Here is an 8,385-nt window from a genome sequence, read left to right as displayed (position 1 = left end):
CAACGGCCTTCTTCGCTGCCGTCACCCTCGCTGCCACCGTCATCTTCTGGCTGTGATCAACGAGTCCTGACCCTAGGGGATCAGCGTTTACAGGCGAGTCGTCTAGGCGCTTTCCCAAACCGTGTTCCCGAATGTGAAGATCGGCAGCCTCACGGCGCTCGGTCGGCAGCTTTTGTCAGATCCGGACGTTCACGTCGCCACCGGGAACGGCGGTATCTGGTCGGGAGCGGCCGCCGCAGGGACGACCCAAAACCTGCCGCTCAGCTGTTTCCCCTCACTCCCCTAAAGCAGCCGCTCGTTCAACTCGGCTGTGCTGCCGTCCACGGACAGTCTGAGCTGCCCGGTGAGCGGATTAGGGCGGCGTAATCAGCCGCTCTCGGATTGCGGGTCGCCGTCCGAGCGGCGGTAAATCTCGAGCGGCACCTCGGGCGATGCCATGAGGTATAGCCGCCATACGAGCGAAGACACCGCCCCCGGCAAGGCGTCGATCGCCGCGACCAGCGCGGGCTGGTGAGGTTCGGCATCGTGGAAGATGAAGCTATCCCCATCGGCAAGCTCGATGATGAGCAACGTGGTGTCGCCCACATACCCGGCGCTGCTTACCGCTAAAATCCGCTGAACCGCACCCCATGCAACGCGCCGCTCACCCGTGCTGCCATCAAGGATCAGGCCGTCGACTGCCACCCTGCTCGACGCCGCTTCGGACTGACGCGCCGGCGAACGTCGGCGCTTCTCGGCGGAGAACCACGACCATGGCGCCCTGCGCCTGCCGATCACCGAGAGCCCTCACCAGACCGGGCCGCCCAGTCAGCGAGCCGCTCCGTCGGTATTCGGGCGTCCGGGACCAGGAACCGGATGACACGCTCATCAGCCGTCAACCCGAGCACCTTACGCTGCCCTGCCGCGAGCCCAGGCGGCAGATACGAACCGGGCACGCGCAGCGTCATACGAGCGCGCGAGCCATCAAGCGCTTCAACATCGACCTTGCGCGCATCGGGAAAGCCGCCGGGCAGGGAGGGCGACCGTCCAATGCCGAGCAGCCCGCCATTGTCTCGCATTATACTGGTTACCTTGATTGGCACGAACCGCACGGGCTGCCGCCCGGCAGCGCCCTCCCAAATCAGCACGAGCGGTGCGGTTCCGAACATCCGAGCGGGCCTTCCTATCAGGTGACCTACGAGAACTAACAGGGCCAGCAGCGCTATCACGCCCATAGACCATCGCCCTCCCGACCCGATCATGAAACCCGCTCGTGCGCCGGCTGATCCCGGCCTTCGCGGCCCGCGACGGCGATCCCCCAAGGCGGCGGCTCGTCCGGCTCCCTCAGCGCCGCGAGAACAAGGCGGTCATCGAAAGCGTGCGGCAATGGGGCCAAAACTCCTATACCTTCCTTCCTGGTTGAACGATCTTCAATGCGGATGAACATGCCAATACGATGTCGAGACATAGCATTGCCTTCGCGGCGCGACTGGTTGCTTCAATCGGGAAGTCTGGTCGCAATCCTTGGAGCATCCGGGTGCATCATGAGCAAGTCGTCAGACAGCCTGATCGCCGCGGTGTATGATCGCGACGCGCGGCGGGTCCGCGAACTGATCGCGTCGGGCGCCAACCTGGAGGAGCGCAAGTCGGATAGGTCAACGCCATTGTTGCTCGCCGCCGAAACCGATCAGTTCGAGATTGCGGAGATCCTGATCGATGCGGGAGCCGACATCTGGGCGACCAGCGAGTTCGGGGACAGCGTCGGTTGGGCAGCCGAGAAGAGCCCGATCGTGCGTGGCGCCCAGAGCGATGCACGGCACCGTGTACTTGGCAAGCTGCGCGCCCGGGGATTTCCGTTCCCGGCCGAGTATCGGAGCATTGTCTTCCGGCATGTTCAAGCAGGCGAGTGGCCGCCCAAGGCAGCGGCAGGGATGCGGTAGCTCGCAGCCACATGCCCTTCGCATCAGAGGGCATCACGTCCGGTTGCAATGGAGCGTAGACCGCGCTGTCCGGCAGGGTAAGCCGGCGAGATCCTGGATGCGAGGTCCAGCTTGCGGCGCCGCTCCGCAAAGACCCAAGAACCGGCCACTCAGAGCATCCTGTTCGCTCCCCGTTCCCCGCCGTTCGTTCATGTCGATGCATCGCCCTACGCCCGCCCGCAGAAATCCGCCGCCTAGCCACGCTTAAACAAGGCGCGCTCAAGTCGCACTGCTCTCTATCAGCGTTGCCATCCGATGGACGACGCGGCGGAGCACCGTCGGCGGCATTGATGGAACAGGTTTCGGTTTCGAGCCATCCGCGACCTCTTCGAGGATCAACGTCTGACTAGGGCAGGCGCGGCGTTTACTTGCTTTGAAAAAGTAGGCGGTTCGGACGTCGACGGGACTAAGTGCGTCCTTGAGCCAAAACGAACGCCAGCACATCCGCCCATTGCGCATCGGTTTGCTGACGGGTGGAGCCGAGACCATGACCGGCGTCGAAGTCCACACGCAGCAGCACCGAACCTCCGGTTGACGCATGCTGCAGTCGGGCAGCGAACTTTGCCGGGTGCCAAGGAGCGACACGCGGATCGGTCATCCCTGTCATCGCCAGCACCGCGGGGTAGCGTACGCCGTCCTTGATCCTCTGATAGGCGTCCATCGCCACCAAGCCGCGATACTCGGACTCGTTCGAGGGATCACCGAACTCGGGGAAGTTTGGGGCGCTGTTCTGCTCCACCCCGGCGCGGGAGGTGTTCGTCCAGCCGACGTTGTCGATCGCAGCAGCGAAGAGATCGGGTCGCTCCACCAGCGCATTGCCGACGGCGATCCCGCCCGCGGATGTCCCCATGATCGTCAGGCGCACCGGAGACGTCCATCCAGCCTTCACGACAGCCTCGCAGCCGTCGATGAAGTCGCGCCACGTGTTCGGCTTGTTGGCCTTCTGGCCAGCGCGCCACCAGGGCGAGCCATACTCACCGCCACCTCGCGCATGCACCTCGAACATGACGCCCCCTCGCTCGAGAAACGCGATCGAGCGCGGGGAGAACAAAGGCGACGCGGAGATGCCGTAGCTCGAGTAGCACTGTCCCAACGCCGGAGCAGAGCCGTCGCGTTTTAGTCCGCGTTTGGCGATGATCGACACCGGCACCTTGGTACCGTCCCGTGCTGTCGCGATCAGGCGCGTCGACTCGTAAGGCGCGGTAGAGAAGCTCGGGCGCGGGCTCAGACCTGTGTCGACCAAGCTTCCACCCGGCTGCGAGCGATAGATGGCGAACGGCTCGACCCAGCCTGCCATGCGGACGTCCACACCATCCTGATCCGTCGACCCGAAGAGCGCGTAGATGCCCGCGTCGTAGGGCATCTTGATATCAGTAACGCTGCCCTCTGGGGCGAGACGATGGAGCGTCATTGGCCCGCCGTTCTGGCGCGCGAAGTAGACCCCGTCCCTTGTGGCGACAAGTCCGGCGTCCGCCGTCTCGATCGGCGTCTTGGCCTCCGCGACGACGATCTCCGCTCTCGCAAGGTCAGGCGCCAACGCCGAGGTGCGAAGGATGCGCCCCAACGGAGCCCCCTTCTCCGACACGAGGTAGACGTCTCGTTCTCGCAGCGCGAAGCCGGTGACCTGATCCTCCAGCCGCGCGATCGCGCGCCACTGTGCGCGTCCGGTTACCGCCTCGGCGAGCGGTGCCGCGAGCAGCGCGTTCTCGCGTCGTACGCCGCCGTACGGCAGGAGAAGCGCCATGTCGGATCCGGGCGTCGTGACGACGAAGGGGAAGTCGATCGGCAGCAGCTTGTAGCCGTCCAGCGTGTCACCCCCGCCTGCGATCCGCACGTCCTGCCGCGGATCGCTGCCCACTCGATGGAGCCAGGCAACCGTATTGAGCAGATAATCGGGCGAGCCGCGCACGGCTCCCTCGCGGCCGCGCGTGTAGAAGAAGCCAGATCCGTCGGGTAGCCACTGCGGACTTGCGAAGCGAGCGCGCTCCATGCTCTCCGGGAAGTGCGTTCCGTCGGCCACGCGCATCACGCGGGCCACGGACTCCTCCGATCCCGCCGGGGACAAGCCGTAGGCGACCAGCCCGCCATCGTCGGAAGCACGCCACCAGTCGAGGCTCATGTGCGCGCCGTCGGCCCCTGCCGTCGCCTCCGGATCGACGAGCAGTCTCTTCTCTGCGCCGATCGGATCGACGACGTAGAGCTTGGGTACGCTCGCGCCACTCGGTCGAAACTCCACGAACGTGGCGCTGCCCGCTCGTTGAACGCGCGAGGCGACCGGCAGCTCGCCGGTCAGCTCGCCGATCCGACGCAGCAGCGCGTCGTGCCCGGGCAGCGCATTGAGGAAGCGCCGTGCGTACGCACCCTGCGCGCGCATCCAAGGATCCCAGTCCGGGTCCTTCGGGTCCTCCATCCACCGATAAGGATCGCGCAGCGTATAACCCAAACGCGTGTCGACGGCGTCCACCTGCTTTGCTGAAGGCGGCTTGGCCGTCTGCCCGAATGCACCATGCGAGAGTGACAGCAGCGACGTCACAGACGCAGACAGTAGGAAATCGCGACGATCCATATGCAGCCCCCGCTACATGTCGGCGCGGCGGTGACGTCGTGAGCCGACAATCTACCTTGATCACGTCAATGCTGACACATTGCTTCACTTTAGTCGATGGACTTAATGAGACGCGGGTAGGAACAGGCAAAAAAAGCTCGCGACACTCGGACAAGAGAAGCCGCCTTCCTGAAGCCAGAGCAAAGCACGAGACAAGGCCATCAACGTTTCTTCGTCGGTCTATGCTCTGAGACGACCCACTTTGAGACGCCCATGGGCCCTTCCCCGCCCCCCCCACTTCAGACGCTCGTTCATCTGCGCGCTACCACGCCTTTCGGATTGAATTGTCGGTGACGTAGTCGGAAGTGGAGGCGGCTTGCGACAGCTCCAGAAATATAGCTGCGCCATGGCGCCATGGCAGTGGATCCGCGATTGGACGTCCTCACACGTGGTGTAGCACCTCAATGACGAGGATCAGCCCACTGAGAATTCGGAACATTCGTCGGTGTGACACTGCAGCCACGTTCAGGGCATCTTGGACAATGTTGCAGGGTTGTAATATCCGCGAAACGAGGCTGGCTGAGCTATGAGCATGCTTCGCTCCGCAGACACGACTCAGACCTCCGATCATATGGCTCCTGACACCCGCCTCCTTATTGTCGATGACGACCCAGGCATCCGCGAGCTCACCGCGGCCTTCCTGTGCTCGCACGGCTACGCCGTCGACACGGCCGCTGATGGAGTTGGAATGCGTGCGGCACTCGCTCGAGCATCCTATGCGCTCGTGGTGTTGGACGTGATGATGCCCGGCGAGGACGGCCTTACCATTCTTCGGTCGATGGATCGCGCCACGTCGCCGGCCGTGATCATTCACTCAGTCATCGGCGAAGATGTAGATCGGATCGTGGGCCTTGAAATGGGTGCCGACGATTATCTTGCCAAACCTGCGAACCCACGCGAGCTGTTGGCGCGAATACGGTCTGTCCTGCGGCGTAATCAGGGAGCCCCGTCCCTGATGCGCGAGGCGCTGCCGCTGCGCCCCTTCAAGCGGTTTGCCGGATGGAGGCTTGACCCGGTCGGAAGGCAGCTGTTCGATCCGGAAGGTGTCGTGATCAACCTGTCGGATGGTGAGTTTCGATTGTTGATGACGCTGGTGGATCATCCCCGCCGCGTTCTTACCCGGGACTTTCTGCTCGATCACTCCCGTGGGCCAAACTCCGAGCACTTCGATCGAGCGATCGACGTCCAGATTAGCCGCCTCCGTCGCAAGCTGAGCCGCGACGACGCGCCTGGAGCAGATGATTTCATCCGTACCGTGCGCAACGAAGGCTACATGCTCATGGCCGATGTCGAGGACCGCTAGCCAAGGGCGAGTCCGATCGGCTCGCTCAATTGCGCAACTGATCTTTGCGCTGGTGATCGCTTCGGTCCTAGTTGCAACGTCTATCTTTTTCGTAGTAACCTTCAGCGGCCCGCCGCCCAGAGATGCGCCCCAAAGCCTGGCTGCAATCGCCACGATCCTCAAAAGCGGCAGATTGCCGGGAGACGGAGGGGCAGGCATGCGGCTGAGCGTTACGCCTTCTCGCCCGGTGCCAGGCCCGGGCCAGCATGCTGATCTCAAGGTAACTGTCGATCTCGCGCGGGAGCTTGGGTCGCAAGCCGACGATGTCCTTGCCTTTCTCGGCAGGCGGGCACCGGGGCCTGTTGATGCGATTATGGGCGCCTATACCTTCGGATGGCACGTCAATGGTCAGTGGCGGCGGCTCGACTCGGCCGAGCCTCCGCTGTTTAGGCGCTGGCACTGGGTGACGCTGGCTTCGATGCTGGCGGCCATCCTGATGCTCGCGATACCAGCATGGTGGCTTGCCAATGCAATCTCTCGGCCATTGCGACAGCTTGCTGGAGCAGCAGACCAGGCACGTGCTGGCGCTACGCTAACAGCGCTTCCGGAGTCGGGATCGCGGGAGGTGCTTGAGCTGTCGCGCGCGGTGGGCACCATGCACGCGCGGCTTGCAGGGCATGCCGAAGGCCGAACCACGATGCTCGCGGCGATCGCACATGACCTCGGCACACCCTTATCGCGCATAGCTTTCTGGATCGAGCAATTGCCTGAGCCTGCGCGGATCCGCGCCGTAGCTGACATCGACGAGATGCGGGGAATGATCCGAGCGGCGCTTGCCTTTGCACGCGACGACACCGGCGCCCACGAGCAGACACGGCTTGAACTCGGCAGCCTGCTCGACAGCCTCGTGGAGGACGTGCAGGTAGCCGGAGCGCCTGTATCGCTCGAGCCCGGGCCCCGCGCGATCGTCCGCGGTGATTCAGGCGCTTTGCGCCGGTTGTTCGGCAATTTGATCGACAACGCGCTGCGGTACGGGAGTTCAGCGGTGATCGGATGGACCGTGGGCAACGGCGTCGTAGAGGTGACCGTTGACGACGCTGGCGCAGGGATCGACCCAGGGACGGTGGAGCGACTGTTCGAGCCCTTCGTGCGGGGCGATCCGTCGCGTAATCGCTCCACGGGAGGAACCGGCCTTGGTCTAGCAATCGTCCGATCCATCGCCGTCCGGCATGGTGGCGGCGCGACGCTTGAGAATGGTCCGACAGGTGTACGCGCACGGGTGACGCTGCCGCTCGCGACCTAGGTCGCGGATCGAAATTGCCGATGCCCTGCAACAAACTGCAATATTGCTACGGGAGGCGACATACGGGGGCGAGGAACGCCCCTCATCATGCTTTCACTCACCAGGGAAGCGGATGTTATGAGCCACCAGCACGATCAAGAAGGCGACCACGGACACAGTCTCGCCGAGGACATCAAGATCATGGAGGCGATGGTTGCCCGTAGACGGGCGCTGAAGTGGTTCGCCGGCGCCGGCACGGCTGCCCTGGTCGCTGGCTGCGGCGGCTCTGGTTCGGACGCCTCGAGCACCGTCGACGTTACCACCGGCAGTACCGCAACACCGACGCCAACACCGACTGCTACGGCAACTCCGACGCCAACGCCAACGTCTACCTCGACCAGCAGCGCCTGCATCGCCGACCCGACGGAAACTTCGGGGCCTTATCCGGCTGACGGCACCAACACGTCGAGCGGTTCGACCTCCAACGTCCTTACCGTCAGCGGCATTGTTCGCAGCGACATTCGGCCGAGCTTCATCTCCACCACCACGGTCGCGACCGGAGTGCAGGTGACGCTCACGCTAACCGTTGTGAACGTCAATGCGAGCTGCGCCCCGCTGGCAAACTATGCAGTTTACCTCTGGCATTGTGACCGCAACGGCAACTATTCGCTCTATAGCGGCGCAACCGCCGAGAGCTACCTTCGCGGCGTGCAGGTCACTGATGCGAATGGACAGGTAACATTCACCACCATCTTCCCGGCATGTTACTCTGGGCGCTGGCCGCATATGCACTTTGAGGTGTTTTCGAGCCTCAGCAACGCCTTGGGGGGCAGGTATGCCGTGCTCACCTCGCAACTGGCGATGCCCTTGACTTGGTGCTCGACGATCTTCGCCGAAACCAGCCTCTATCCTTCGAGCAAGACCAACTTCGCTCAGGTCAGCTTGAGCAACGACAACGTGTTCGGTGATAACACAACCGCGCAGCTAACCCAGCAGACGCCGACGATCACTGGATCTGCAGCCGCGGGGCTTGTCGCCACGGCCACTATCGGAATCGCTACCTGATCATTTAGTGGGTGAGGTCAGCCTGCGCGAGTGTCTCGGAGCTGGCTGACTTTACATCAATCTGCGATCTTGTGGGCACGGTGCACCTTTCTGCATAGCAGCGCCTAGAGCTGAGAGACCCATACTCGGACATCCAGAGCCAGTTAGCCGCTGCTCAAAACTAGCCGTTCATTCATGTTTGCCGACAGTCAAA

7 protein-coding genes are annotated in these 8,385 nt (G+C 63.4%); 4 read left to right on the top strand and 3 right to left on the bottom strand.

Annotated elements, in window-relative coordinates; translation table 11 throughout:
* Positions 1-366 precede the first annotated feature (366 nt).
* Together AC07M8_RS19540 and AC07M8_RS19535 are read right to left on the bottom strand one after the other, a co-directional pair.
* A complete protein-coding gene (locus AC07M8_RS19540) occupies positions 367-684 on the bottom strand; it encodes a hypothetical protein (protein WP_495175895.1) in 318 nt (105 codons plus the stop codon).
* Between the two features lie 89 nt (positions 685-773).
* Positions 774-1,148 carry a hypothetical protein gene (locus tag AC07M8_RS19535; protein WP_495175894.1) on the bottom strand — a complete coding sequence of 125 codons (375 nt, stop codon included), beginning with the start codon at positions 1,146-1,148 and terminating at the stop codon, positions 774-776.
* Between the two features lie 375 nt (positions 1,149-1,523).
* On the opposite strand from AC07M8_RS19535, the gene AC07M8_RS19530 reads away from it, so the two are divergent.
* Complete coding sequence (locus AC07M8_RS19530; RefSeq protein WP_495175893.1) at positions 1,524-1,919, top strand: ankyrin repeat domain-containing protein; 396 nt, start codon at positions 1,524-1,526, stop codon at positions 1,917-1,919.
* Positions 1,920-2,364: 445 nt separating this feature from the next.
* Here the strand turns inward: AC07M8_RS19530 and AC07M8_RS19525 are convergent, their stop codons facing one another.
* Positions 2,365-4,491: a prolyl oligopeptidase family serine peptidase gene (locus AC07M8_RS19525; RefSeq protein ID WP_495175892.1), complete on the bottom strand. Its 2,127-nt coding sequence runs from the start codon at positions 4,489-4,491 to the stop codon at positions 2,365-2,367.
* A gap of 643 nt (positions 4,492-5,134) precedes the next feature.
* Between AC07M8_RS19525 and AC07M8_RS19520 the strand changes: the two genes are divergently transcribed.
* From AC07M8_RS19520 to AC07M8_RS19510, 3 genes are all read left to right on the top strand, one after another.
* On the top strand, positions 5,135-5,866 hold the full coding sequence (locus AC07M8_RS19520; protein ID WP_495175891.1) for a response regulator: 732 nt from the start codon (positions 5,135-5,137) through the stop codon (positions 5,864-5,866).
* Between the two features lie 196 nt (positions 5,867-6,062).
* Entirely contained in the window at positions 6,063-7,148 is a 1,086-nt protein-coding gene (locus AC07M8_RS19515; RefSeq protein ID WP_495175890.1) for an ATP-binding protein, read from the top strand.
* Between the two features lie 87 nt (positions 7,149-7,235).
* Positions 7,236-8,192 carry a dioxygenase family protein gene (locus AC07M8_RS19510; RefSeq protein WP_495175889.1) on the top strand — a complete coding sequence of 319 codons (957 nt, stop codon included), beginning with the start codon at positions 7,236-7,238 and terminating at the stop codon, positions 8,190-8,192.
* Positions 8,193-8,385: the final 193 nt, after the last annotated feature.

The sequence above is a fragment of the Sphingomonas sp. GW821-FHT09E03 genome (genome assembly GCF_059416225.1).
The sequence above is the reverse complement of the archived record's forward strand: the minus strand, read 5'-3'. Positions and strand labels throughout refer to the sequence as shown.

Excerpts from the sequence above, each read along its gene's own strand:
- AC07M8_RS19510 (WP_495175889.1), top strand. The coding sequence starts at position 7,236 with ATGCTTTCACTCACCAGGGAAGCGGATGTTATGAGCCACCAGCACGAT.
- AC07M8_RS19515 (WP_495175890.1), top strand. The coding sequence starts at position 6,063 with ATGCGGCTGAGCGTTACGCCTTCTCGCCCGGTGCCAGGCCCGGGCCAG.
- AC07M8_RS19530 (WP_495175893.1), top strand. The coding sequence starts at position 1,524 with ATGAGCAAGTCGTCAGACAGCCTGATCGCCGCGGTGTATGATCGCGAC.
- AC07M8_RS19535 (WP_495175894.1), bottom strand. The coding sequence starts at position 1,148 with ATGTTCGGAACCGCACCGCTCGTGCTGATTTGGGAGGGCGCTGCCGGG.
- AC07M8_RS19520 (WP_495175891.1), top strand. The coding sequence starts at position 5,135 with ATGGCTCCTGACACCCGCCTCCTTATTGTCGATGACGACCCAGGCATC.